The sequence below is a fragment of the Rhodococcus sp. NBC_00297 genome (assembly GCF_036173065.1).
In the GTDB taxonomy this organism is placed as follows: domain Bacteria; phylum Actinomycetota; class Actinomycetes; order Mycobacteriales; family Mycobacteriaceae; genus Rhodococcoides.
Genome location: NZ_CP108041.1, coordinates 4,398,638 through 4,423,667 on the forward strand (window position 1 = coordinate 4,398,638; position 25,030 = coordinate 4,423,667).

Here is a 25,030-nt window from a genome sequence, read left to right on the forward strand (position 1 = left end):
CCCGGCGCACTACAGGTCGAGCACCAGCTTCGACGACAGCGACCGCGAGACACACATCATGACCGTGTCCCCGCGTTCGCGTTCGCGACGCGACAGCACGGAGTCGCGGTGGTCGGGAGTGCCGCTCAGGACGTCGGCCTCGCACGTCCCGCAGATGCCTTCCATACACGACCCGATGACGTCGGCACCGGCCTTCTCGACGGCGTCGAAGATCGACGTGCCGTCGGGGACGGTGACGGTCACCCCCGAGCGCGCGCACTCGACCTCGAACGAGTCGAGCGCGTCGTCGGGTGCCTCGACGGTCTCGGCCGCGAAACGCTCCAGGTGCAGGCTCCCGTCCGGCCACGCCGCGCACGCGTTCTCCACGGCATCGAGGAGCGGGCCGGGCCCGCAGCAGTAGATCAGGGTCTCGGGCCGGGGCTCACCCAGCACGGTGTCGAGATCGACACGCTCGCCGCGTTCGTCCTTGGCCCAGACCGTCACGCGGTCGTCGCCGTCGAACTCGTCGAGGAACGCCATGGACGAACGAGATCGACCGGCGTACACCAGGTTCCACTCGGCGCCGCCGGCTCGGGCAGCGGCGATCATGGCGCGGATCGGTGTGATGCCGATGCCGCCGGCGATGAAGAGATAGCTCGGTGCGGGATCGAGTGCGAAGTGGTTGAGCGGCCCTCGTGCTCGCAGAGTGGCTCCCTCCGGCAGGTGGTCGTGCACGTGCGCCGAGCCGCCGCGGCCGTCCGGCTCGCGCAGGACCGCGATCGTCCACGAGGACTCGTCGGCGGTGTCCCCACAGAGTGAGTAGTGCCTGACCAGGTCGGGGCGCAGCATCAGTTCGACGTGCGCGCCGGGCGTCCAGGACGGCAGCGATCCGCCGGCGGCATCGGTGAGGACGAGTTCGACGACGCCCTCCGCCGCGGTACGCCGGTGCGCGACCCGCACATCGAGCTGCGTCCGCTCTGCTCCGTCGCCGTCGCGGCGCTGCCGAGGGGGCGTGACGGTGGACGTGTCCACCACGGGAGCGGCGCCGGCGGCCTTCCGGTCGGTGCGGTAGGTGCCGTGCCGTCGACGCTCCCCGCCCTTCGGTGTCGTCGTCACCATCATGGAGCTGTAGCCACGAACGAAGTTGGACTGCACGCGCGTCGGCTCCGCGAGGACCTCGATGTCGTCGAAGCGCGTCAGCAGCTCCTCCCAGAGGATTCGCAGCTGCATCTCCGCGAGCCGACTTCCCATGCAGCGGTGGGTGCCGATGCCGAACGCGAGGTGATGCCGTGCGTTGCGCCGGTCGATCACGAAGCTGTCCGGGTCGTCGAACGTGCGCTCGTCGCGGTTGGCCGAGGCGTACCACATGACGACCTTGTCGCCCTCGCGGACGAACTGACCGTTCAGGACGGTGTCTCGAGTCGCGATGCGGCGCATGTAGGCGAGGGGCGTCTGCCACCGCAGGATCTCGTGGACCATCTTCGGTACCAGGCCCGGATCGGCGCGCAGGCGATCGAACTGCTCCGGGAACTGGTTCAGGGCCAGCAGTCCGCCCGTCATCGAATTGCGGGTGGTGTCGTTGCCTCCGACGACGAGCAGGACGATGTTGCCCAGGAACTCCATCGGGCGGTCGATCAGGTCCTTCGTGTCCTCCGAGAGCTGCATGAGGGTGATGAGGTCGTACCCGGGCTTCTCGCCGGCTGCGAGGCGCGCCGCCTTGTCGTGCCACAGCGCACTGAAACTGCGCGCTGCTTCCGCCGCGGCCCGATACGCCGCGTCCGTGTCGGTGGACCCGCCGGTGGCCGACGCGCTCGCGGCCACCAGATCGGTCCACTCGACCAACTTCCGACGTTCCTCGTACGGGAAGTCGAGCAGCGTCGCGAGCATCCGCGAGGTCAACTCGATGCTGACCCGGTCGACCCAGTCGAAGGGCTCGCCCACCGGGAGCTCGTCGAGGACCTCCGCGACCCGCGAGCGGATGAGACCCTCCATCTCCTCCAGATTCCGAGGTGCGACGACGCCTTGCACCGCGGCGCGCTGCTGATCGTGGCGCGGCGGGTCCATCGCGATGAACATCTCGATGTCGAGACCCTCCGGCGGTGTGCCCAGGATGATCTGCGGTTCCGCCGAGAACGTCTCGAAATCCCGGTCGACTGCGACGATGTCGTCGTAGCGCGTGACGGACCAGAACGGCCCGAACGCGCTGTCGGCCCGGAAGTGCACGGGCGACTCGTCTCGCAGTCTCCGGAAATAGGCCTCCCACGATCCCTGCCGCCACAGGAACGGGTTGCTGACATCGATCTCGGTCAGATCCAGCTCCGCCACGTCGGGGATCGCGGACTCACGGAAGTGGGGCTGCCCGTCGCTCACCACGAGCCTCTTCGCGCGCTGCCACAGATGCAGTCCCTGGATCTGACGCTCCATCGGGACCAGTGCCTGTGTTTTCGTGATGATCGTGTCGCGAACGCTCATGACGACTACCGCCTCGGTGCTGGGATGGTTCTGACGAGTGGGATGACAGAACTAAACCATGTGTATCCGGAGATGACAATAGTCGACTTATTGTCGCCACTGAGCGACAGCGCATCAGCGGGCCCGCCGCCGGGTGAGTGAGGAGAGGGGCCTGACGCGTCGCGTCAGCTGTGACCCATGAACTGAGTCTGCTCGTCGTCCGGGTCGACGTCGGGATCGAGATCGGGGTCCGGCTCGTCCTCGATCAGCGGATTCGCGATGATCCCGCGGCCGTTCTCGTCCGGGAACGCGAAGCGACGCAGTGCCCAGAATCGGAAGACCATCTGCAGCAGATTGCCGATGACGTAGTTGAGGACGAAGTCGATGATGATCAACGCGGTAAGGGTGGTCTGTCCCTCGCGGATGTCGAAGACGTTGTTCGCGATCCAGAGCGGAGCGGCGGCGAGGATGACGCCGATGCCACTGATGGTGAAGAACAACAGCGCCTCGTGATGACGCTCGCGGCCACCACGGTTCTTGAACGACCACTCGCGGTTGAGGATGTAGCTGAGAATCGTCGCCATCACGCCGGAGAAGATCTTGGCGACGACGGGCTTCGACTCGAGCACGGTGAGGCTCAGTGAGTAGAAGATCGCGAGGTCGAACACCATCGTGGTCGCGCCGACGATCGCGAACTTGATCAGTTCGGAGTGGCGGAGGGCGATGCTTCGGAACGGCTGCGGGATACCGGCAACCACACGGTCGATCAGAGGCACGGTGACCCACTTTACGAAGAGCAGTGACCAAACACTAATCGGACTCGTGACACGATGAGCGGCGTGACAGCAGGAGACACCGTGAATTCGGACATCCCCCAGCAGACCCCGCGCACCGACCCGCCGCGGCAGCGCACCTCGTCCCTGCCCGTCGTCGCGATGGTCGGCGGAGGACAGCTCGCACGGATGACCCACCAGGCCGCCATCGAGCTGGGCCAGACCCTGCGCGTGCTGGCGGCCGGGGAGAACGATCCGGCGGCTCGGGTGAGCGCCGACGTGGTGCTCGGCGAGCACACCGATCTCGCGGCACTGCGTGCGGTCGCCGCCGGTGCCGACGCGCTGACGTTCGATCACGAACACGTTCCCACCGAGCATCTCGACGTCCTCGTCGCCGAGGGCGTCAACGTCCAGCCGCCTCCCGAGGCGCTGATCTTCGCGCAGGACAAGCTGCGGATGCGCGTTCGCCTGCGGGAACTGGGACTACCGGTACCGGATTTCACGGAGGTGGCCTCCGTCGAGGACGTCGTCACCTTCGGTGACGCCCACGACTGGCGCATCGTGATCAAGGCCGTGCGCGGCGGCTACGACGGTCGCGGCGTCTGGATGCCCGACGACGCCGACGAGGCGCGCACCGTGGTGTCCGACCAGCTCGCCGCCGGAGTGCCGCTGATGGCGGAACAGCGTGTCGACATGGCGCGCGAACTCTCGGCGATGGTCGCGCGGTCCCCGTTCGGGCAGGGAGCGACCTGGCCCGTCGTCGAGACCGTGCAGCGGTCCGGACAGTGCGCCGTCGTCATCGCACCCGCTCCCGGCCTGTCCGAGGACCTGGCTGCGGACGCCGAGCACATCGCGCTCCGCATCGCGTCCGAGCTGGGTGTGGTGGGAGTCATGGCCGTGGAGCTGTTCGAGAAGGTCGACGGCACCCTGTCGATCAACGAACTCGCCATGCGCCCGCACAACTCGGGCCACTGGACGCAGGACGGTGCCCGGACCTCGCAGTTCGAGCAGCACCTGCGCGCGGTGCTCGACTATCCCCTCGGTGACTGCGCGCCTCTCGCGCCGGTGTCCGTCATGGCCAACGTCCTCGGCGCCGAGGAGCAGCCGTCCTCGACCATGGACGAGCGGGTGCATCACCTGTTCGCGCGGATGCCCGACGCCAAGGTGCACCTCTACGACAAGGGTGAGCGCAAGGACCGCAAGATCGGCCACGTCAACATCGTGGGCCCGCGGAACGGCTCCGCGTCGGATGCCGAGCACGTCGCCGAGGTCCGGGAGCGTGCCGAGCGTGCCGCGCACTGGCTCTCGCACGGCGTCTGGACCGACGGATGGGATCCGCATCATGGATGAGAACAGCAACAGCACGGCCGTCCGGGTCGGCATCATCATGGGCAGCGACTCGGACTGGCCGGTGATGGAGGACGCCGCCCTGGCGGTCGCCGAGTTCGGCGTCCGCTTCGAGGTGGGTGTGGTCTCCGCGCACCGGACGCCGCAGCGCATGCTCGACTACGCGCGGGACGCGGCGGACCGCGGAATCGAGGTGATCATCGCCGGCGCCGGCGGTGCCGCTCACCTGCCGGGCATGGTCGCCTCCGCGACGCCGCTCCCCGTCATCGGTGTCCCGGTTCCCCTGAAGTACCTCGACGGGATGGACTCGCTCCTGTCGATCGTCCAGATGCCGGCGGGGGTTCCCGTCGCGACGGTCTCCATCGGCGGCGCACGCAACGCCGGTCTGCTCGCCGTGCGCATTCTCGGTGCCGCCGATCCGCAGCTGCGTGGACGGATGGCCGAGTTCCAGCGCGGACTCGAGCAGATGGTGCTGGACAAGGACGAGGCGCTGCGTCGCAGTCTGCTGGAATGACCGCGTCCGCGGACTCGGTCCGTCCTCTGCACCGCACGCCCGCTGCCCTGGCCGCGGTCGTCGTCGGCGGTGCCGCGGGGACGGGTGCCCGCTACGCGGGGGAGTCCTGGGTGCCGCACTCCGGAACGGGATGGCCGTGGGCCACGTTCCTGATCAACCTGAGCGGTGCGTTCGTCCTCGGTCTGCTGCTGGAAGCGTTGGCGCGCTCGGGACCGGACGTCGGGCGGCGTCGGTGGGTGCGCCTGGTGGCGGGCACCGGTTTCTGTGGCGCGTTCACGACCTACAGTACGTTCGCCCTCGAGACGGTCGAGCTCGTCCGGGACGGCGCACCGACGACTGCACTGACCTACGCCGCCGTCGGAGTCGTGGCGGGACTGATCTGTGCCTGGGCGGGCATCGTGACCGGTGGCACGCTCCATCGGAGGCCACGCACATGACGGTCGCCGCGGTGCTGCTCGCGGGGGCGCTCGGGGCGGTGGTCCGCTTCGTCGTCGACGGCGAGGTGACGGCTCGTTTCGGTCGGCCGTTCCCCCTGGGGACTCTGATCGTCAACGTCAGTGGGTCGTTCCTTCTCGGCATCCTGGCCGGGCTCGTGCTGTTCGCCGGCCGGCCCGCCGAGTGGCAGGCCGTCGCCGGCACCGGGTTCTGCGGCGGGTACACCACGTTCAGCACCGCGAGCGTGCAGACGGTCCGACTCGTGCAGGAGGGTCGGCACCGGGCGGCCGCGGCGAACGCGGGGACCACCGTGATCGCCTCCGTCCTGGCCTGCGCCGGTGGACTGGCTCTCGTGTGGGCGGCGTCGGGTGGGAGCTCGGTGTGACGTCCTCCGGTCCGCGGGGGTCGAGCCCGCTGCGACGGGTGTCGCGCGGCAGCATCCAGTCGCTCGTCGTCACGGCCACGGCGCTCACCTGGGCTCGTCTGTGGCGCTCGCGGATCTCGTACGACGCGTCGTCGAACCTGATCGTGTGCGAGGCGATGCGAGGCGGATACGTCCGCGGCGGAACGTGTTTCGGCGGAGCGTTCCTCACCGGACACGCGCTCGTCGATCCCCGTCGACGGCGGGCGATGCTGCGCCACGAGTCCGTGCACGCCGACCAGTGGGCCCGCCACGGGTTCTCGTTCGCGATCCGGTACCTGGTGGAGGAGATGCGCCGGCCGGGCGCCGCCAACCGCTTCGAGGTGGAGGCCGGACTCGGCGACGGGGGCTATCTCACTCGAGGACCGTCGTGACCTTCTCCGTGGCGACGCGGCGATCGAGTGCCGCCGGGTCCAGCGCGGTCACCTGAACCAGTGACGCGCCGGCCGCGAGCACCGCGACGAGACCGTCGAGCAGGCCGTCGGCGTCGTCCCACGACCCGGTCGCGAGAACCCGGTCCGTCGCCGACAGTCCGCGCGCTGCGGCGCGGCCCTGTGCATCGGTCAGGACGTCCTGGACGGAGCGACCCTCCAGGGCCGGCCCGGCGCCGACGGGAACGAACTGATCGCCGTGCACGCGAACCGACGTCGCGTAGTCGGTGACTCCGAGGGGGAGGTCGTCGACGGGCCGACCGAACGGGTCGAGCGACAGTGCGGCCACCTCACCGGCGTCGGCGGTCTCCACACCCGAGGCGGTCACCAGGGCGACCGCCGCGTCCGGATCGGGCCGGAGAGTCACCTCGGCGCCGGCCCACCACGCGCCGAGCAGCACCGAGGCGGTCTGCCAGTGCGCGGGGAGCACGACGCTGACGACGTCGCCGGGCGACACACCGAGCTCGTCTCTGAGGAAGTTGGCCGTCTTCGCGGCCCAGTTGGCCAGAGTCAGCGCGGACAACTCGATGCGCTCACCGGTCGAGTCGTCGTAGTAGGTGATGCGCGGTCCCGCCGCGTCCGCCGCGAGGATTGGTCCGAGAAGCGCGTCCGTGAGCGTCGTGCCACCTGAGGTCATCGACGACATTCTTCCGAACGGGCCCGATCAGTTGACGCACTGGGGGCCCGTGGACCCGGCGTCGATCGGGTCCGCGGCCGCGGGAGCCGGGGTAGCGGTGTCGCCTGCGGGCGAGACACCGGCCGGAAGTGAGCCCGCCGCCGCGGGAGCGGAGTAGTCGGAGGCCAGCACGACGCGCACGGTCCCGGACGGCAGCGAGTCGTCGGTCTCGGTCCGGTCGGTGCCCACTCGCGCGGCGACGGCCGCCGCGGCGTCACCGTCCGACGACGCGGCGTACACGGTGGTCCGGTCGACGCTCGCACCCTCGTTGTTGCCGACCTCGCCCGGAACGAAGCCCTCGCCCGACAGAGTGTCGGAGACCGAGGACGCCAGACCGTCGACGCCGCTGTCGTTCGCGACGTCCACGGTGACACTCGAGGCGTCGATGTCGGGAACGGTGGGCGTCGGCGTCACGCTCTCGGACGGCGCCGCGTCGCCGATCAGGCCTCGCACCCACGTCTGGACCTCGACGGGGTCGACCGCGACGATCGACTCGCCGTAGTCGGTGACGCCGTTGATGTCCGCGACGGGAATGGTGTCGAAGGTGACCGCGCCGCCGGCGACGTCCTGCAACTTCGTGGCGAAGTCGAGGACGTCCCAGTCGTCGTCGATGGTGACGGAGCGCTGCACGGCCGACCCGAGCTGCCCCAACGTGCCGGGGTTGCTGAGCGTGCGGGCGCTGAGCACCTTGCGGACCAGCGACGCCATGAACACCTGCTGACGGACGATGCGGTCGAGATCGCCACGGGGGAGATCGTGGCGCTGGCGCACGAAGCTGAGTGCGTCGGCACCCGAGAGCGTCTGCTGCCCGGCCGCGAAGCGCGCGCCCGAGAGGGGCTCGTCGACCGGCGCGTTCAGACACACGTCGACGCCGCCGACGGCATCGGTGAGCAGGACGAATCCGAGCAGCCCGACCTCGGCGTAGTGATCGACCGTCACGCCGGTGAGGCCCGCGACGGAGTCGATGAGCGCCTTGCGGCCCGCGAGCGTCGACTCGCTGTCGGCCTCGGCGTCGGGCACCCCGCTCTCGACGAGTTCGAGGCGCTTCTCCTCCTTGGTGGCTCCGTACGCGGCATTGATCTTGCTGTCGCCGATGCCGGGCACGTTCACGTAGGCGTCGCGCGGGATGGAGATCGCCGACGCGGACGATCCGTCGTTGGGAACGCGGATCAGAATGATGGTGTCGGTGTTGTTGGCCACCTCGTCGCCGGCGCGGAGCGAGTCGAGCTCGTTCTGCGAGAGGGCGTTGCCGTGCGCGTCGGTTCTGCTGTCGGTGCCCACGAGCAGGATGTCGACCGCACCGTCGGCCCCGTCGCCGAGATCGAGGTTCGACACCGTCGCGAGGTTGCTGCGCAGCGAGTCGATGCTCTGCCATGCCACACCCGTCACCAGCAACGCGCCGGCGGAGAACAGTGCGACGGCTATCCGGCCGGCGTTGGAGTGCCCCGGCGTCCGCGAGGGGCGGTGGCTGGTCGGAGGTCGACGCCCCCGGTCGGAGCGGGTGGAGGAGCGCCGCGCACCCGGTTCCGACTCGCGAGAATCGGGTCGCCGCTGCGCACCGCGCTGTGTCCGAGGTCTGTACGGATCGCGCGGTGTCCCGGGGCCCGTCACAGAATCCGTCACGATCCCCAGGCTAACGGCAGGGTCGCCGTGCTCCGCGCAACCCGCCACGGCGTGCCACACTCTGTCGCTGTGACCACCGACGCAGAGCAGAGTTCGGACAGGACGATCGTGGTGACCGGAGCCGGAGGTCAGCTCGGTCGCCGACTCGTCGACCGCGCGCGGGACGGGTACCGCGGGGCCCGCGTGCTCGGCTTCGGATCAGCCGACCTCGACATCACGGATCCGGAGTCGATCGCCGCCGCCGTCGTGCCGGGCACCGTGGTGATCAACTGCGCAGCGCACACGGCGGTCGACGCGGCGGAGACCGAGGAGGACCGCGCCGCACTGCTGAACGAGGTGGGACCGCGCCTGCTCGCCGAGCGGTGCGCCGAGGTCGGTGCAGGTCTCGTGCACGTCTCGACCGACTACGTGTTCGCCGGAGACGCGCGGACCCCGTACGAACCCGACGATCCCACCGCGCCGGCGACGGCCTACGGGCGCACCAAGCTGGCAGGGGAACGGGCGGTCCTGGAGGCGTTGCCGTCCGCGACGATCGTGCGGACCGCGTGGGTCTACACCGGCACCGGCTCCGACTTCGTCGCCACGATGCTCCGGCTCGAGGCCGAGCGGGAGACCCTCGACGTCGTGAACGACCAGGTGGGTTCGCCGACGTACTCGGGTGATCTCGCGGACGCGCTCCTCGAGGCGGCGACGTCGCCGCGAGCGCTGCCGCAAATTCTGCACGCCACCAACGCCGGCACGGCGTCCTGGTTCGATCTCGCTCGGGCGACCTTCGAGACCGTGGGCGCCGATCCCGACCGTGTTCACCCGTGCGGCAGTGATCGCTACGTGCGGCCGGCGCCGCGTCCCGCCTACTCGGTGCTCTCGCCCGCGGCCTGGAAGGGTGCCGGGCTGACCCCGCTGCGGCCCTGGCGCGACGCCCTGACGGCCGCGCTGGCGGCTCGGGCGGTCGCGGACCCGCCCGGAGCCGCCCAGTAGGGTGACCGGCGTGAGTGCCCCCCTGGCCGTCGTGACGGTGACCTATTCGCCCGGCGAGCACCTCGACGCATTCCTCGAGTCCCTGCGGGATGCGACGACGCGGCCGGTGTCGGTGATTCTCGCGGACAACGGGTCCACCGACGGCGCGCCCGAGGCGGCCGAGGCCGCATACGACAACGTCCGACTGCTGCGCACCGGAGCGAACATCGGCTACGGCGGCGCCGCCAATCGCGCTGTCGCCGAGGTGGATCCGGCCACCGAGTTCGTCATGGTCGTCAATCCCGACGTCCAGTTCGGCCCCGGGTCGATCGACGAGCTGCTGGCGGCCGCCGAACGGCATCCGCGGGCCGGGTCGCTCGGGCCCCTCATCCTCGAGCCGGACGGTTCGCGCTACCCGTCAGCCCGCCGCGTTCCCGATCTCACGTCCGGGTCGCTGCACGCACTGCTCGGTTCGGTGTGGCCGTCGAATCCGTGGACGCAGCGCTACCGGCAGGACAACGACGAGGTCAGCGAGCGGTCGGTCGGGTGGCTGTCCGGCTCGTGTCTGTTGCTGCGCCGTGCCGCGTTCGACTCGGTGGACGGGTTCGATTCCCGGTATTTCATGTACATGGAGGACGTCGATCTCGGAGATCGCCTCGGACGAGCGGGCTGGACCAACATCTACGTGCCCACGGCCGTCGTGACGCACGCCAAAGGTCATGCCGCGGGGCGTCATCCGGAGTCGATGCTGCCGGCGCACCACCGCAGCGCCTATCGCTTCCAAGCTGATAGACACCCGCGGAGATGGCAAGCTCCTCTCCGGTGGACGTTGCGCGCCGGACTGGCGTTGCGGTCCAGGGTGGTCGTGACTGCCGCACTGCGGCAACGCGACGACACGGTGGGGTCAGGTTCGAGCTCGTGAGAAGTTTCTGAGAAAGGCGATACGCGATGACTGCTCCGGCGACCGATGCCGTAGTTCTGGTCGGAGGAAAGGGCACGCGACTGCGTCCGCTCACGCTCTCCGCCCCCAAGCCGATGCTGCCCACGGCAGGTCTGCCGTTCCTCACCCATCTCCTGGCGCGCATCAAGGACGCCGGGATCGACCACGTCGTACTCGGCACGTCCTTCAAGTCGGAGGTGTTCGAGCAGCACTTCGGTGACGGCAGCGCACTCGGCCTCGAGCTCGAGTACGTGTTCGAGGAGGAGCCGATGGGCACCGGCGGCGGTATCCGCAACGTCCTGCCCCGGCTCCGCGCCGACAACGTCATGGTCTTCAACGGTGACGTGCTGGGCGGTACCGATCTGCGCGGCGTGCTCGACACCCACCGCACCACCGAGGCGGACGTCACCCTGCACCTCGTCCGCGTCGGTGACCCGCGTGCGTTCGGCTGCGTGCCCACCGACGAGTCCGGCCGCGTCACCGCGTTTCTCGAGAAGACCCAGGATCCGCCGACGGACCAGATCAACGCCGGCTGCTACGTGTTCAAGCGGGAGATCATCGAGAAGATCCCGTCCGGTCGTCCGGTGTCCGTCGAGCGTGAGGTGTTCCCCGCACTGCTGGCCGAGGACAAGCGAGTCTTCGGACACGTCGACGCCGCCTACTGGCGCGACATGGGTACGCCGGAGGACTTCGTGAAGGGCTCCGCCGACCTCGTGCGCGGAATCGCACCGTCGCCTGCGCTGACGGGGACGCGGGGCGAGTCGCTGGTCCATCCCGGCGCGGGCGTCGCGCCCGGCGCGCTGCTGATCGGCGGCACGGTCGTCGGACGCGGCGCCGAGGTGGGAGCGGGCGCCCGTCTCGACGGTGCCGTCCTCTTCGACGGTGCCGTGGTCGAGGCCGGCGCGGTGGTCGAACGATCGATCCTCGGATTCGGCGCGCGCATCGGACCGCGGGCACTCGTGCGCGACGCCGTCATCGGCGACGGAGCCAACATCGGCGCGCGGTGCGAGCTGCTCCGCGGCGCCCGGGTGTGGCCCGGAGTGACGCTGCCCGACGGTGGAGTGCGCTTCTCGACCGACGTCTGAGGATCCAGGGCGTCCGAGAATCCAGGGCGTCCGAGAATCGAGGGCGCCCGAGGCTCAGCGAGCCGCCGCGCGGGAGATCATGTCCTGCAACGCGTCTCGTTCGGCGCCCGCCTCCCCGTCGGGGAGGTCGTCGACGGGCCACCACCGCAGGTCGTTCGACTCCGCGCTGCGGACGATGTGTGCACCGTCCGCAGCGCGTACGACGAAGCGCAGGTCGAGATGGCGCGTCGGCTCGCCGAGCGAACACGTGATCGGGTGTGTGTGAATGGAGAGCAGCTCCGGCTCGAGAACCAGGTCGTCGATGCCGCTCTCCTCACGCGCCTCGCGGAGTGCCGCGTCCCGGACGGTCTCGTCGTCGACCTCGCAGTGTCCGCCCAGCTGGAGCCATCGTCCGACCCGCGGGTGCAGCGTCAGGAGCGCGTGGCACCCACTCCGATCGAGCACCAGCGCCGACGCGGTGACGTGACCGGCCACGTTCTCGCGGAGACAGCCACGCGGCGCACTGTCGAGGAACGCCAGCATCGTGTGGCGCATCGAGTCGTCGTGCGGCTCGATGGTCGACCAGGAACGGAGCAGTTCTCTCGCGGACTCGTGGAGGCTCTCGGCGCTCACAAACGGTTCCTCACAGTTCTCGGAACGCGGAGCCGGGCGGCGTCGGCGCGCGAGGCGACAGGGGAGTGAGCGGGTGCCCGACGGCGACGGCCCCGACGGGATGCCAGTCGGCGGGCAGATCGAGCGTCTCGCGCACGGTGTCGGCGGCGAAGATGGTCGACCCGACCCAGCAACTGCCGAGGCCGCGCGCCGCGAGGGACACCAGGAACGCCTGTACCGACGCGCCCGCCGCCACCGTGAACATGACGGTCTCCGCGGACTGCCGTTCCGCGTCCGGATAGTCGTGCGCCTCGTCGAGCACCGCGAACGCCAGAATCAGTTCCGGCGCGGTGCGCAGCAGATCACCGCGTGCCAGACGGGCCTCGATCGAGTCCGCGGTCCGTCCGTCTCGTTCGAGATCGGCGCGCCACCGCGTTGCCATCGCATCGAGCAGTGCGGTGCGCACCGCCGACGTCCGGACGGCGACATAGCGCATCGGGTGAGAGTGATGGGGAGCCGGCGCGGTGACGGCGTCCGCCACGGCGGCCTCGACGACGGCGGGATCGACCGGGGCCGAGTCGAACTCGCGTACCGAGCGACGGGCGGGTACCGCGCCGAGCGCACCTCGTCGCAGCGCCTCCTGCGTTCCCAACCAGAAGAGGTCGTCCTCGCCCGGACGCACCAGATCGCGGGCGGAGGAGCCATCGTCGGCGTAGTGCAGACCCCGGACCACGGCGACGGGAACCGAGCCGAGCTTGCCCTTCACCAGATCCCCAGCGGACGCCAGCTCGTCCGCGAGCGCGACCTCGGTGACCATCAGCTCGTTGCCCTGCGCGTCGCGACCACCGGCGTACGCGTGCAGGACGGGCAACCCGGCCGATCCGATCGCGTTGTCCGTCTGGCCGTTCCGCCACGCGCGGCCCATCGTGTCGGTGACGACGACGGCGACGGCCACGCCCAGCGAACGGAATACACCGTCGCGCAGTGCCCGGGCGGACGCGTCGGGATCCTCGGGGAGCAGGGCCAACTCGTCCGTCGACACGTTGGATCCGTCGATGCCGGACGCGGCCTGCACGATGCCGAGGCGGTTCTCGGTGATGAGCGTGCGACCGCGCTGGGCGAGGACGCGCACGGCCTCCTGCTCGACGAGGATGCGGCGCAGTGCGTCCCGCGCCTCCGGGTCGGTCGGCGCGGTCACCAGGCGTCCCTCGACCTTGGAGACGATCTTGCTCGTGACCACCAGGACATCGCCGTCGGCGAGCCACGGTGCTGCCGTGGCGACTGCTGCCACCAGGTCGTCGCCCGGCCGGAACTCGGGGAGTCCCGCGACGGGAATCACCTCGATCGAACCGCCCGGTGCATGATCGCCGGGACCGTCGGATCGGGTCACAGGACGCCCGCTGCCTCGAGCGCGGCGCGCGCCATCCGTGCGGTCACCGCGGGCTCGGTCATGAGCAGAGGTACCGCGCGCACGTCCACGCCGGGAACGTCGGCGGTGTCGGTCTCGTGGATCAGCCAGGCGTCGAGGATGCCCGCCGCCGAGCGGGCGCCGTAGTGGCGGCCGATGGCCTCGGCCGTCGTCTCCACACCGATGACGGACAGGCACTCGTCGGCCATGCCGCGCAACGGCTTGCCGTCGATGACGGGGGAGAGCCCGACGACCTTCGCGGGTGTGGTGCGCAGTGCGGAGCGGATGCCGGGCACCGCCAGGACGGCGCCGATGCTGACCACCGGGTTGGACGGTGCGAGCAGTACCGCGTCCGCGGTCTCGATCGCCTCGACGACGCCGTCCGCCGGGGTCGCCTTGTCCGCTCCGACGTACGCGAAACTGTGAGTCGTCACAGCAGCGCGGTAGCGCACCCACCACTCCTGGAAATGAACGGCCTTGTCGGTGCCGTCGTCGGGATCGGTGATCACCACGTGGGTCTCGCTGCGGTCGTCCGTGACGGGCAGCAGGCGGACACCCGGAGACCACCTGTCGCACAGGGCCTCCACGACTGCGGACAGCGGGTACCCGGTGCGGAGCATGCGCGTCCGGATCAGATGCGTCGCGATGTCGCGGTCCCCGAGCCCGAACCAGTCCGGGTGGGCCCCGTACGCCGCGAGTTCTTCCTTGACGCTCCACGTCTCGTCGCGTCGACCCCAGCCGCGCTCGGTGTCGATGCCGTCGCCGAGCGTGTACATGCAGGTGTCGAGGTCGGGTGTGATGCGCAGGCCGTGCATCCAGACGTCGTCACCGACGTTCACCACGGCCGTGACGTCGCCGTCCGGCCCCAGCAGTTCTCGAACCCCCTGGAGGAACCGCGCGCCACCGACGCCGCCCACCACCACAGTCACCTTCATGACCCTCGACCCTAGGCGGTCGCCGTCGGCGCGATCGGGCCGGTGGGCGCGAACCACGGCGTGTCCGACGCGAAACACCGGGGAAGTCTCGCCTTCCGGGAAAACCGGAGATCGGATGGTATTGCAAATCGAGCGGTCCGCTTGACCGCGACACACCGCGGCGTGTCTAATCACAGTCATGTCATTAACGGTTCGAACAGCGGAATCGCTTGTAGCGAACCACCGTTCGAACACGTGTTCCCATGAGTCGACACGAGTTCGCGCGCTGCGTTCCGCAGCGTCACGTCCCATGGTTACACGAGGCTTCGCTCTTCGATCCGGCTTCGCGGTCGATCATCGACACAAGTGACCGACAACAACTGCGCTCGAACAGGTGAGGAGGCGGACGTGATGCCGGAACAACACCACGACCTCGGTCGACAGGAGTCCCCCGTCGGGGAACTCGACGACGTACTGCACGTGGATGCCGTGACGGAGGACGCCCCGGCGGACCTCGTGGACGGGATCGACCCGGAGGACGTCTCGGTCGACGACGTCGACCCGCCGCTCACGAGCCTCGGAATGCCTGCGCCCGCACTGCATCTGAGTCTGGTGCCGGGCGACATGGATCCGCTCGAGGATCAGTGGCAGGAGCGCGCTCTGTGCGCTCAGACCGATCCCGAGGCGTTCTTCCCGGAGAAGGGCGGCTCGACGCGCGAGGCCAAGCGCATCTGCCTCGGGTGCGAGGTGAAGGACGACTGCCTCGAGTACGCCTTGGCGCACGACGAGCGGTTCGGCATCTGGGGTGGGCTGTCCGAGCGCGAACGTCGCCGCCTCAAGCGCGGCATCATCTGACGCGTCGCGTCACCGCAGCCGCCGAACGACGCGCTGCAGGCGCCGGGGTGTCAGTCGTCCTCGGTGTCGGGGTCGACCACCTCGGGCGTGACCCCCAGGTAGGTCGCCACCTGCTCCACCAACACGTCGTGCACCAGGTCCGTCAGCTCCAGCGAGTCGTGTGCTCTCCGCTCGAGGGGCCGACGGAACAGCACGATCCGAGCCCGCGTCGTCGCTCCGCGCGTGTCCACTCCCGCCGGAACGAGTCTCGACAACGGCACCGGGCCCTCGGCCACGACCTCGGGTGGCCAGTTCACCGATTCAGGGTCCACCGCACGGATCTTCGGCACGTCGTCGACGGCGATGTCCAGTTTCGTCAGCCGGTCGTGCCACTTGCGGTCGATCTCGGCGAACGCGTCCAGCACCGCCGCATCGAACTTCTCGGCGCGAGACCTGCGTGCGGGCACCGTGTCGGGGAACAGGGTGCCGCGCATTCCGCGACCCCGCCGCGCCGCGGACCGCGAGCTGGACGCCCGATGTTCCCGTCCGGGACGGCCGCCGGCGCGGCCGCGGGGTTGAGAGGATCCGGTGAACGACACGCGCCCATGCTACGACCGTGTCCTGCGAGGCACGCCGGAGGACACGCGCTAGGGTTCGACCTGTGAGAGCTGTGCGGGGATGCTGCCGACCGGGATGCAAGAGACCGGCCGTCGCGACGTTGACGTACGTGTACTCCGACTCGACCGCCGTCGTCGGACCTCTCGCCACCGTGGACGAGCCCCATTCCTGGGATCTGTGCGAGGTGCACGGTTCGTCGATCACCGCCCCCAAGGGGTGGGAGATGGTGCGCTACGAGGGCGGGTTCTCCACGTCCAGCCCCGACGACGACGATCTGACCGCACTCGCCGAGGCCGTCCGCGAGGCCGGTGCGCGTGAGCGTCCCGCTCCGTCCCTCGGTCGACGTGGTTCGTCGTTCGACACGCGCACCTCCGCCGACGTACCGGCCGCCGCGCCGACACGCACGGGTCGACGCGGACATCTGCGCGTTCTTCCCGACCCCACCAGCTGAACGACTGTTCCTGCGCGCGGCGTCGGGCTGCAGGACTGCTCGCGCGTCGCCCCCGGGCACTAGGCTCCCAGCATGGTCTCGCCGACTCGTCGTCGTGCGTGATCCGTCCGGTTCGTCCCAGATGCAGGAGTGTGCAGTGGCCCGACCAGCTGACCTGGTTCACAGCGTCATCAAGGCGTACGACGTGCGCGGTGTCGTCGGAGAGCAGATCGACGAGGACTTCGTCGCCGACGTGGGGGCCGCCTTCGCGAGACTCGTACGCGGCGAGGGCGTCTCGCAGCGCGTCGTGGTCGGGCACGACATGCGCGACTCGTCTCCCGCACTGTCGGCCGCCTTCGCGCGAGGGGTGACCTCACAGGGTCTCGACGTCGTTCTCATCGGCCTCGCGTCGACCGACCAGCTCTACTTCGCCTCCGGTCGGCTCGACTGCCCCGGTGCGATGTTCACCGCCAGCCACAACCCGGCGAAGTACAACGGGATCAAGCTGTGCCGGGCCGGCGCGAAGCCCGTCGGCCAGGACTCGGGACTCGCCACCATCTCGGCCGAGATCATCGACGGCGTCCCGACGTTCGACGGTGCGCCGGGCACGATCAGCGAGCAGGACGTGCTCGCGGACTACGCCACGTTCGTGCGCGACCTCGTGGACATCAGCGACATCCGTCCGCTGTCGGTCGCGGTGGACGCCGGCAACGGCATGGGCGGGCACACGGTGCCCGCGGTCCTGGACCCGACGTCGGTGACCGTGCACCCCCTGTACTTCGAACTCGACGGCACGTTCCCCAACCACGAGGCGAACCCGCTGGAGCCGGCGAACCTCGTCGATCTGCAGAAGTTCGTCACCGAGACGGGCGCGGACATCGGCCTCGCGTTCGACGGCGATGCGGACCGCTGCTTCGTGGTGGACGAACGCGGCGAGCCCGTCTCACCGTCCGCGATCACCGCGCTGGTGGCCGAGCGGGAGCTGGGCAAGCACCCCTCCTCGACCATCATCCACAACCTCATCACCTCACGGTCGGTGCCCGAGTTGGTGGAGCTGCTCGGCGGTACCGCCGTGCGCACCCGGGTCGGCCACTCGTTCATCAAGGCACTGATGGCCGAGACCGGCGCGGTGTTCGGCGGCGAGCACTCGGCGCACTACTACTTCCGCGACTTCTGGGGCGCCGATTCTGGCATGCTCGCAGCGCTGCACGTGCTCGCCGCGCTCGGGACACAGGACGAGCCGTTGTCCGCCCTGATGCGCAAGTACGAGGTGTACGCGGCATCGGGCGAGATCAACTCGACGGTGGCCGACGCTCGTGAGCGCACCGCCGCGGTGGTCGCGGCGTTCGCCGATCGCACCGTCTCCACCGACGAACTGGACGGTGTGACGGTCGATCTCGGTGACAGCGCGTGGTTCAACCTCCGCGCCTCCAACACCGAGCCCCTGCTCCGACTCAATGTCGAGGCACGCACCCCCGAGGACGTGGACCGCCTGACGACGGAGATCCTGAGCATCGTCCGCGCGTGACGGTTGCGGACTGTCATAGTGGGGGATACGGAACGAGAGAGGCGGGTGAGGTGCCCATGACTGCTCCTTCGGCGTACGTCGATCTCGACGACGCGAGCGCGATACTGGCTGCGGACTCGTTGGGCGCACTGCACTCCGCCGCGCTGGCCGGCGCACAGATCCGCGCCACCGCGTCCGCCGTCCGCGAGGGCCTGCTGGCGCCGCTGGACGGTCTGCGTCCCCGCAGTGTCGTGCTCGTCGCCGCGTCCGGTCCCGCCCGGAGGGCGTCGGCGCTGGTCGCCGCGGTCCTCGCTCCGACCGCCGGCGTGCCGGTCGTCTCGCTCCCCGCGACCCCGCCGTGGGTCGGACCCCTGGACGTCGTGGTCGTGGCCGGCGACGACGCCGGCGATCCGGCCATCGCGGAGTCCGTCGCCGCCGGGGTACGTCGGCGCGCCGAGGTCGTGGTGGCCGTACCGGACGAGGGTCCTGTCGCGGACGCCGGTGCCGGCCGGGTGGTGTCCTTCCCGCCGCGAGTCCGTGTCCTCGATCGCAACTCCTACGCCCGGCACGTCGCGGTGATGGCCGCGGTACTCGCTGCGGTGGACCCGGCGTCGTCGGTCGGTGACCTCGACGCGGTGGCCGACGCGGTGGACGCGGAGGCCATGCGGCACCACGCGTCCGTCGAGGTGTTCCAGAATCCCGCGAAAGGTCTGGCGTCCCGGATGGCGGGTCGTCGGGTCCTCATGACCGGTGACGGCGTGGTGGCGACCGAGGTGGCCCGGCACGGAGCCGCGTCCCTGCTGCGGGCCGCGGGCGTCGTGGCGGCGGCCACCGAACTCTCCGATGCCGTCGGTGTGATCCACGACCTCGGCGCGATCGGTGGGGACTCCGCCGAGAGCGGCAGTGTCGACTACGACCCGCTGTTCCACGACGACCAACTCGACGGTCCGCCCCCGGCCGATCCCGTTCGGGTGTTCACCGTGTCGACCGACCCCGACGACAGTCTGGTCCGCCGGCGGGTGGCCGTCCTGGGTGAGGTCGACGTGGTGCGCGCCGACGACGACGGTGGTCCCCGCACGGATCTGGAGGCGCCCGCGCCCGCCGCGGTGCCCGGTCCCACGACGCCGGTCGGGGCGTCGCTGCGCAGGGCGCTCGTCCTGGCGGTGCGGATCGAGGCCGCGGCGGCCTATCTCCAACTCTCGAATTCTCAGGCCTCGGGAGGCAGGGCGTGACCCCAGCCGTGTCCGGGTTCGCAGCGATGACGACGGCAGGTGGTGGTCGGTGAATCTCCTCGACGGAACAGCACGGTCCTACGCGTGGGGTTCGCGCACGGCTCTCGCCGAACTGCGCGGCGTGCCCGCACCCACCCGGCATCCCGAGGCGGAGATGTGGTTCGGTGCTCATCCGGGCGACCCGGCGCATCTCGTCACGCCGCGCGGTCGGGTCTCGCTGCTCGAGGCCATCGACTCCGATCCGACCGGACTGCTCGGCACCGGTGTGGTGGAGCGGCACGGTCCGCGCCTGCCGTTCCTCGTGAAGTTCCTGGCGGCCGAGGAGCCGCTGTCGCTGCAGGCTCACCCGTCCTCGGACCAGGCGCGCGAGGGTTTCCGACGGGAGAACGCCGCGGGCGTGCCCCTCGACGCCTCCGTCCGGAACTACAAGGACGCCAGCCACAAGCCCGAGCTCGTGGTCGCCCTGACGGAGTTCGACGCGCTCGCCGGGTTCCGCAGTCCCGCCGAGACGGTGGAGCTGTTCGGTCGGCTCGATGCGGACGAGCTGCGTCCGTACACCGAGATGCTTGCCGCGCAACCGGATTCGAGCGGCCTGCGCACCCTCTTCACCTCGTGGATCACTCTGCCGCAGCGGGCGTTGGACTCCGTGCTGCCGGCCGTGCTGGACGCGTGCGTTCGCGCCCTCGAACGTGCCGAGCAGACCGGGGACCGCACCTTCGTGCCGGAACTGCGCACCGCACTGGAACTGGGGGAGTACTACCCCGGCGATGCGGGAGTGCTCGCGGCGTTGCTGCTCAACCGGGTCACGCTGCAGCCGGGCGAAGCTCTGTACCTGGACGCCGGAAACCTCCACGCGTACCTGCGCGGAACCGCGGTGGAGATCATGGCCAACTCGGACAACGTGTTGCGTGGGGGACTCACGCCCAAGCACGTCGACGTCCCGGAACTGTTGCGGGTGCTCGACTTCGAGCCGCTCGACTCACCGGTCCTCGTCGCCGACACCAGCCGTCCGCACGTGGTGTGCTATCCCACGCCGGCACCGGAGTTCGCACTCGTCGGTGTCGAATTGTCCGCGGCGTCCAGCGACGGTGAGCCGTGGACGCTCGCGCACGACGGTGACGCCGCGCCGCGCATCGTCCTGTGTGTCGACGGTCGGGTACAGGTCTCCTCGGGTGAGTCCACCCTGGTCGTGGAGCGGGGAAGTGCCGTCTGGATCGCCGCGTCCGATCCGGACCCGCAGCTGTGTGCTCTCACCGACTCGGCTCGCGTGTTCGTGGCGGGCGTCGGCGGGATCTGACGGCCCCGACACGCTGGCGGATACGTCCCGCCGAGTTCACTGTTCGTGTGACGATGACCTCGGGCAGTCGACGGCCGCCCGGAGGACGTGAGGAGTTTCGACGGTGACCATCGACGGCAAGGACGCACCCGGTTCGCGCAACACCGGTCTGCGGAGAACAAAGTCCATCGAGCAGTCGATGCGCGACACGGACGAGCCGGACACCAAACTTCGCAAGAGCCTGTCCTCGTGGGATCTCACCGTCTTCGGTGTCGCGGTCGCCGTGGGTGCGGGCATCTTCACCCTGACGGCGCGCACCGCCGGGAACGTCGCGGGCCCGTCCGTCTCGCTCGCTTTCGTGTTCGCCGCGATCGCGTGCGGACTCGCCGCGCTCTGCTACGCCGAGTTCGCCTCGACGGTGCCGGTCGCGGGCAGCGCGTACACGTTCTCGTACGCCACTTTCGGCGAGTTCGTCGCGTGGATCATCGGCTGGGACCTGATCCTGGAGTTCGCCCTCGCGTCGGCCGTCGTGGCGAAGGGCTGGTCCCTGTACCTCGGTGAGGTGCTCGGGACGTCGTCGCCCGTGGTGTCCATCGGCGGACTCGACGTCGACTGGGGTGCCCTGGTCATCGTCGCGGTGCTCACCGTCCTGCTCGCGACGGGTGTGAAGATCTCCTCGCGCGTCTCCCTCGTCATCACCGCGATCAAGGTGGGCGTCGTGCTGCTCATCGTCGTGGTCGGAGCGTTCTACATCAAGGCGGCGAACTACTCGCCCTACATCCCGCCCGCCGTCCCCGCCGAGAAGGAGTCGGGCCTCACCCAGTCGCTGTTCTCCTTCGTCACCGGCGCCGAGGGCAGCAACTTCGGCTGGTACGGACTCCTGGCCGCCGCGAGTCTCGTGTTCTTCGCGTTCATCGGCTTCGACGTGGTGGCCACCACGGCCGAGGAGGCGTCCGATCCGCAGAAGGCCCTGCCGCGCGGAATCCTGGGCTCGCTCCTGATCGTCACGATCCTGTACGTCGCGGTCACCCTGGTGCTGACCGGAATGGTGAAGTACACCGAACTCGGTGGCGAGGGCGCGACCCTGGCCACGGCGTTCGAATTGAACGGCATCACCTGGGCGTCGAAGGTGATCTCCTTCGGTGCGCTGGCCGGACTCACGACCGTGGTCATGGTGCTCATGCTGGGACAGTCGCGCGTGCTCTTCGCGATGTCGCGCGACGGTCTGATGCCGCGTCGTCTCGCGAAGACGGGGAGCCGTGGCACCCCGGTGCGCATCACCGTGCTCGTCGGCATCGTGGTCGGCCTTCTCGCGGCGTTCTTCCCCATCGGGACGCTCGAGGAGATGGTCAACATCGGCACCCTGTTCGCCTTCGTCCTGGTCTCCATCGGTGTCGTCGTCCTGCGTCGAACCCGTCCCGACCTGAAGCGCGGCTTCCGCGTCCCCCTGGTTCCGCTGGTGCCGATCCTCGCCGTGCTGGCCTGCGTGTGGCTGATGCTGAACCTGTCGGTGGAGACGTGGCTGCGGTTCGTCGTCTGGATGGCGCTCGGAGTCGTGGTGTACTTCGGCTACAGCCGCCGCCATTCGGTGCTCGGAGCCCGGCAGCATGCGGACGACACCCACTAGTCACCAAATTTCGCGCCGATAACGGACCGATCTCACCATTCGGATCTTCGGACCGTCGCGCTACTTGCTCTACACTCGAATTCGAGACCGGAAGTTTGTTTCTGCGGTGGGCACGAGTCCGCCACGGAGTCCACTCGATGTCGAGGAGTTGACGTATGGCGCGGCGGTGGCACGACCCGAAGAAGCTGCTCTGGCTACTGGGAATGCTGGCGCCCGCCTCGGCACTGCTGCCGTCCCAACTGGTTCTGCACACGGGGGTGTCGGCCTTCTGGTGGAGCGGCGCGATGCTGTTCTTCCTGGTCATCCCCGTGGTCGACGCGCTGGCGGGGGAGGACGGCAACAATCCGTCCGACGCGCAGGTGCAGGACCTGCAGCACGACCGTTTCTACCGGTGGTGCACGTTCCTGTTCCTTCCGGTGCAGTACGCGGGGCTCGGTGTCGCGTGCTACCTCGTCACCTTCGGCACCCTGTCCGCCGTCGACAAGATCGGGTACGCGGTCAGTGTCGGTCTCGTCGCCGGCATCGGGATCAACGCGGCGCACGAGCTCGGTCATCGGGTGGAGAGCACCGAGCGCTGGCTGGCCAAGATCGCTCTGGCGCAGAGCCTGTACGGCCATTTTCACGTCGAACACAACCGCGGACACCATGCGCGTGTCGCGACGCCCGCCGACCCGGCCAGCGCGCGCATGGGCGAGTCCCTCTACCGGTTCCTGTCCCGCAGTGTCAGCGGCGGCCTCGTGTCCTCCTGGGAGCTGGAGAAGCAGCGTCTCGAGCGCAAGGGCAGCGGCGTGTGGACGATCCGCAACAACGTGCTCAACGCGTGGGCGATGTCCGCTGCACTCTTCGGTGTCCTGGTCGCCGTCTTCGGCGTCGGCATCCTGCCGTTCCTCGTGCTCCAGGCGGTGGTCGGCGTGATGACCCTCGAGTCCGTCAACTACATCGAGCACTACGGGCTGCTCCGGGGACGGACACCCACGGGCCGGTACGAGCGGTGCGCGCCGCGGCACAGCTGGAACAGCGATCGGATCGTCACCAATATCTTCCTGTACCACCTGCAGCGGCACAGCGACCATCATGCGAACCCGGGCCGCCGGTTCCAGACGTTGCGCACCTTCGACGAGGCGCCGCAACTGCCGGCCGGCTACGCGACGATGGTCGTCCTCGCGGCCGTCCCGCCCCTGTGGCGTCGCGTGATGGACCCCAGGGTCGTCGCGCACTACGACGGCGACGTCACCCGCGCGAACCTGCAGCCGAGCGCCCGCGCTCGACTGGAACGGCGCTGGGCGACCGTTCCCGAACGCGCCGCCGCCGCCTGACCCGTCGGCGCGAGACGACGGAACCGGACACGTCGTGGCCCCGACCCACCCGCGGGCAGCCGTGAGCCGATAGCCTGGAAGCCGATCATCAGCCGACAGGAGTGGCATCACACAATGACGACATCGACATCCCCCGACATTTCGAGCACCGAGGCGCTGCAGGCGGACATCCGCGGTGGCATCGAGTTCAAGGTCGCGGATCTCTCGCTGGCTGAGTACGGCCGCAAGGAGATCGGCCTCGCGGAGCACGAGATGCCCGGCCTCATGTCCCTGCGTCGCGAGTACGCCGACGTGCAGCCGCTGAAGGGTGCACGGATCTCCGGGTCGCTGCACATGACGGTCCAGACCGCCGTCCTGATCGAGACGCTGGTCTCGCTCGGAGCCGAGGTGCGGTGGGCATCGTGCAACATCTTCTCCACCCAGGATCACGCCGCCGCCGCGATCGTCGTCGGACCCCACGGCACGCCCGAGGATCCGCAGGGAATCCCGGTGTTCGCCTGGAAGGGCGAATCGCTGGCCGAGTACTGGTGGGCCGCCGAGAAGATGCTGACCTGGCCGGTCGCCGAGGACGGCACTCCCCGCCACGCCAACATGATCCTCGACGACGGCGGAGACGCCACGATGCTGGTGCTGCGCGGTGCGCAGTTCGAGAAGGCCGGCGTCGTGCCGCCCGTCGACGAGGACCGCGACTCCGACGAGTACAAGGTCTTCCTCGGACTGCTCCGCGAGTCGCTCGCGCAGGACGCCACCAAGTGGACGAGCATCGCCGAGTCGGTCAAGGGTGTCACCGAGGAGACCACCACCGGCGTGCTGCGCCTGTACCAGTTCGCCGCGGCCGGCGAGCTGACCTTCCCGGCGATCAACGTCAACGACTCGGTCACCAAGAGCAAGTTCGACAACACCTACGGCACCCGTCACTCGCTGATCGACGGCATCAACCGCGGCACCGACGTGCTGATCGGTGGCAAGAAGGTCCTGATCTGCGGCTACGGCGACGTGGGCAAGGGCAGTGCCGAGTCGTTGGCCGGCCAGGGCGCGCGCGTCCAGGTCACCGAGGTCGACCCGATCAACGCGCTCCAGGCGCTCATGGACGGGTTCGACGTCGTCACGGTGGACGAGGCGATCGGCAAGGCCGACATCGTCATCACCGCGACGGGCAACAAGGACATCATCACGCTCGACCACATGCGGTCGATGAAGGACAAGGCCATCCTCGGCAACATCGGCCACTTCGACAACGAGATCGACATGGCCGGTCTCGAGCGGTCCGGTTCGACACGCATCAACATCAAGCCGCAGGTCGATCAGTGGATCTTCTCCAGCGGCAAGTCGATCGTCGTCCTCTCGGAGGGTCGTCTGCTGAACCTCGGCAACGCCACCGGTCACCCGTCGTTCGTCATGAGCAACAGCTTCTCGAACCAGGTCATCGCGCAGATCGAGCTGTGGACGAAGCCCGACGAGTACGACAACGAGGTCTACCGCCTGCCGAAGCACCTCGACGAGAAGGTCGCCAAGATCCACGTCGAGGCTCTCGGTGGCACGCTGACCAAGCTCAGCAAGGAGCAGGCCGAGTACATCGGTGTCGACGTCGAGGGCCCGTACAAGCCCGAGCACTACCGGTACTGACACTCGGTCCCGTAGGCCT

The 25,030-nt window shown here is 69.4% G+C and carries 24 protein-coding genes; 16 read left to right on the forward strand and 8 right to left on the reverse strand.

Going from position 1 to position 25,030, the window contains the following annotated elements; genetic code table 11:
• Positions 1 to 9 precede the first annotated feature (9 nt).
• On the reverse strand, positions 10 to 2,451 hold the full coding sequence (locus tag OG947_RS20745) for a cytochrome P450/oxidoreductase (RefSeq protein WP_328812784.1): 2,442 nt from the start codon (positions 2,449 to 2,451) through the stop codon (positions 10 to 12).
• Between the two features lie 164 nt (positions 2,452 to 2,615).
• On the reverse strand, positions 2,616 to 3,206 hold the full coding sequence (locus tag OG947_RS20750) for a GtrA family protein (protein ID WP_037186749.1): 591 nt from the start codon (positions 3,204 to 3,206) through the stop codon (positions 2,616 to 2,618).
• A 54-nt stretch (positions 3,207 to 3,260) separates the two neighbouring features.
• On the opposite strand from OG947_RS20750, the gene OG947_RS20755 reads away from it, so the two are divergent.
• The 5 genes from OG947_RS20755 to OG947_RS20775 are packed head-to-tail and all read left to right on the forward strand — an operon-like array spanning position 3,261 to position 6,294.
• Positions 3,261 to 4,553, forward strand: coding sequence for a 5-(carboxyamino)imidazole ribonucleotide synthase (locus OG947_RS20755; protein ID WP_442973076.1), 1,293 nt, complete (start codon positions 3,261 to 3,263; stop codon positions 4,551 to 4,553).
• Positions 4,546 to 5,064, forward strand: coding sequence for a 5-(carboxyamino)imidazole ribonucleotide mutase (gene purE / locus OG947_RS20760; protein ID WP_328812785.1), 519 nt, complete (start codon positions 4,546 to 4,548; stop codon positions 5,062 to 5,064). The genes OG947_RS20755 and purE overlap by 8 nt, the downstream gene beginning before the upstream one ends.
• Positions 5,061 to 5,501, forward strand: coding sequence for a fluoride efflux transporter CrcB (crcB, locus tag OG947_RS20765; RefSeq protein WP_222650409.1), 441 nt, complete (start codon positions 5,061 to 5,063; stop codon positions 5,499 to 5,501). The genes purE and crcB (OG947_RS20765) overlap by 4 nt, the downstream gene beginning before the upstream one ends.
• The gene (crcB, locus tag OG947_RS20770; RefSeq protein ID WP_027506888.1) at positions 5,498 to 5,884 is read left to right on the forward strand and encodes a fluoride efflux transporter CrcB; all 387 of its coding nucleotides are present in this window, start codon (positions 5,498 to 5,500) and stop codon (positions 5,882 to 5,884) included. Before crcB (OG947_RS20765) ends, crcB (OG947_RS20770) begins: the two co-directional genes overlap by 4 nt.
• Entirely contained in the window at positions 5,881 to 6,294 is a 414-nt protein-coding gene (locus tag OG947_RS20775) for a hypothetical protein (protein WP_328812787.1), read from the forward strand. Before crcB (OG947_RS20770) ends, OG947_RS20775 begins: the two co-directional genes overlap by 4 nt.
• Here the strand turns inward: OG947_RS20775 and OG947_RS20780 are convergent.
• Complete coding sequence (locus OG947_RS20780) at positions 6,275 to 6,988, reverse strand: TIGR03089 family protein (protein WP_307108964.1); 714 nt, start codon at positions 6,986 to 6,988, stop codon at positions 6,275 to 6,277. The two genes, OG947_RS20775 and OG947_RS20780, sit on opposite strands and share 20 nt — an antisense overlap.
• Before the next feature lie 27 nt (positions 6,989 to 7,015).
• Complete coding sequence (locus OG947_RS20785) at positions 7,016 to 8,452, reverse strand: LCP family protein (RefSeq protein ID WP_027506885.1); 1,437 nt, start codon at positions 8,450 to 8,452, stop codon at positions 7,016 to 7,018.
• Between the two features lie 267 nt (positions 8,453 to 8,719).
• On the opposite strand from OG947_RS20785, the gene rfbD reads away from it, so the two are divergent.
• The 3 genes from rfbD to OG947_RS20800 are packed head-to-tail and all read left to right on the forward strand — an operon-like array spanning position 8,720 to position 11,632.
• Entirely contained in the window at positions 8,720 to 9,628 is a 909-nt protein-coding gene (rfbD, locus tag OG947_RS20790; RefSeq protein ID WP_285188816.1) for a dTDP-4-dehydrorhamnose reductase, read from the forward strand.
• 10 nt (positions 9,629 to 9,638) lie between these two features.
• Positions 9,639 to 10,529, forward strand: coding sequence for a glycosyltransferase family 2 protein (locus OG947_RS20795; RefSeq protein ID WP_222647020.1), 891 nt, complete (start codon positions 9,639 to 9,641; stop codon positions 10,527 to 10,529).
• Between the two features lie 26 nt (positions 10,530 to 10,555).
• Positions 10,556 to 11,632: an NDP-sugar synthase gene (locus tag OG947_RS20800; protein WP_328812788.1), complete on the forward strand. Its 1,077-nt coding sequence runs from the start codon at positions 10,556 to 10,558 to the stop codon at positions 11,630 to 11,632.
• 54 nt (positions 11,633 to 11,686) lie between these two features.
• Here the strand turns inward: OG947_RS20800 and OG947_RS20805 are convergent, their stop codons facing one another.
• The 3 genes from OG947_RS20805 to cofD are packed head-to-tail and all read right to left on the reverse strand — an operon-like array spanning position 11,687 to position 14,566.
• Positions 11,687 to 12,244: an NUDIX hydrolase gene (locus OG947_RS20805; RefSeq protein ID WP_328812790.1), complete on the reverse strand. Its 558-nt coding sequence runs from the start codon at positions 12,242 to 12,244 to the stop codon at positions 11,687 to 11,689.
• Positions 12,245 to 12,254: 10 nt separating this feature from the next.
• Entirely contained in the window at positions 12,255 to 13,613 is a 1,359-nt protein-coding gene (locus tag OG947_RS20810) for a coenzyme F420-0:L-glutamate ligase (protein WP_328812791.1), read from the reverse strand.
• Positions 13,610 to 14,566, reverse strand: a complete 957-nt coding sequence (gene cofD / locus OG947_RS20815; protein ID WP_027506879.1) for a 2-phospho-L-lactate transferase — start codon at positions 14,564 to 14,566, stop codon at positions 13,610 to 13,612. Before cofD ends, OG947_RS20810 begins: the two co-directional genes overlap by 4 nt.
• A 603-nt stretch (positions 14,567 to 15,169) precedes the next feature.
• On the opposite strand from cofD, the gene OG947_RS20820 reads away from it, so the two are divergent.
• Positions 15,170 to 15,400 carry a WhiB family transcriptional regulator gene (locus tag OG947_RS20820; protein WP_197027846.1) on the forward strand — a complete coding sequence of 77 codons (231 nt, stop codon included), beginning with the start codon at positions 15,170 to 15,172 and terminating at the stop codon, positions 15,398 to 15,400.
• 50 nt (positions 15,401 to 15,450) lie between these two features.
• Here OG947_RS20820 and OG947_RS20825 read toward each other — a convergent pair whose 3' ends face one another.
• Entirely contained in the window at positions 15,451 to 15,873 is a 423-nt protein-coding gene (locus tag OG947_RS20825; RefSeq protein WP_051613606.1) for a metallopeptidase family protein, read from the reverse strand.
• A gap of 167 nt (positions 15,874 to 16,040) precedes the next feature.
• On the opposite strand from OG947_RS20825, the gene OG947_RS20830 reads away from it, so the two are divergent.
• From OG947_RS20830 to ahcY, 7 genes are all read left to right on the forward strand, one after another.
• Positions 16,041 to 16,448: a DUF3499 domain-containing protein gene (locus OG947_RS20830; protein ID WP_200933827.1), complete on the forward strand. Its 408-nt coding sequence runs from the start codon at positions 16,041 to 16,043 to the stop codon at positions 16,446 to 16,448.
• Between the two features lie 136 nt (positions 16,449 to 16,584).
• Positions 16,585 to 17,955: a phosphomannomutase/phosphoglucomutase gene (locus tag OG947_RS20835; RefSeq protein ID WP_056448043.1), complete on the forward strand. Its 1,371-nt coding sequence runs from the start codon at positions 16,585 to 16,587 to the stop codon at positions 17,953 to 17,955.
• A gap of 56 nt (positions 17,956 to 18,011) precedes the next feature.
• A complete protein-coding gene (locus OG947_RS20840; RefSeq protein ID WP_328812792.1) occupies positions 18,012 to 19,166 on the forward strand; it encodes a tobH protein in 1,155 nt (384 codons plus the stop codon).
• A gap of 49 nt (positions 19,167 to 19,215) precedes the next feature.
• Positions 19,216 to 20,463: a mannose-6-phosphate isomerase, class I gene (gene manA, locus OG947_RS20845; protein ID WP_328812793.1), complete on the forward strand. Its 1,248-nt coding sequence runs from the start codon at positions 19,216 to 19,218 to the stop codon at positions 20,461 to 20,463.
• Between the two features lie 178 nt (positions 20,464 to 20,641).
• Entirely contained in the window at positions 20,642 to 22,069 is a 1,428-nt protein-coding gene (locus OG947_RS20850) for an amino acid permease (protein ID WP_222628507.1), read from the forward strand.
• 155 nt (positions 22,070 to 22,224) lie between these two features.
• Complete coding sequence (locus tag OG947_RS20855; RefSeq protein WP_328812794.1) at positions 22,225 to 23,385, forward strand: alkane 1-monooxygenase; 1,161 nt, start codon at positions 22,225 to 22,227, stop codon at positions 23,383 to 23,385.
• Positions 23,386 to 23,499: 114 nt separating this feature from the next.
• Positions 23,500 to 25,011 (forward strand): adenosylhomocysteinase, encoded by a 1,512-nt coding sequence (gene ahcY / locus OG947_RS20860; protein ID WP_037186733.1) that lies wholly within the window; start codon positions 23,500 to 23,502, stop codon positions 25,009 to 25,011.
• Positions 25,012 to 25,030: the final 19 nt, after the last annotated feature.